This is a genomic window from Vibrio sp. 03_296, assembly GCF_002265885.1.
Genome location: NZ_NPKW01000743.1, coordinates 1 through 366, shown reverse-complemented (window position 1 = coordinate 366; position 366 = coordinate 1). Strand labels below are relative to the sequence as shown.

Genomic DNA, 366 nt, shown 5'->3' with positions numbered 1-366 from the left:
GATAAGCAGCGCAATACCTGCCATCATCGCCCAACCAGCGTAACGGAACGCTTTCGATTCTAACTCGGTGAATGAACCAAGATCTGGTGCTTTTTCCGCATCGTCATCAATCGGCGTGCTCGCAAGACGAGGCTCGATGATTTTCTCTGTTACGTACCAGCCAATAGCAACAATGATGACTGAAGAAAGGCCAGTAAAGAAGATGTTTGCTAGTGGGTTAACCACGTACGCAGGATCGAGAACCTGAGCTGCCGTTTGTGTAAAGCCAGCCAATAGAGGGTCGATACCTGAAGGGATAAAGTTGGCAGAGAAGCCACCTGATACACCCGCAAACGCAGCCGCGATACCTGCAAGAGGGTGACGACC

The 366-nt window shown here is 50.8% G+C and carries 1 protein-coding gene; it reads right to left on the bottom strand.

The window, feature by feature from the left end; translation table 11 throughout:
• On the bottom strand, positions 1 to 366 hold a 366-nt coding region (locus CIK04_RS27575), incomplete at both ends, for an AbgT family transporter (RefSeq protein ID WP_176463454.1).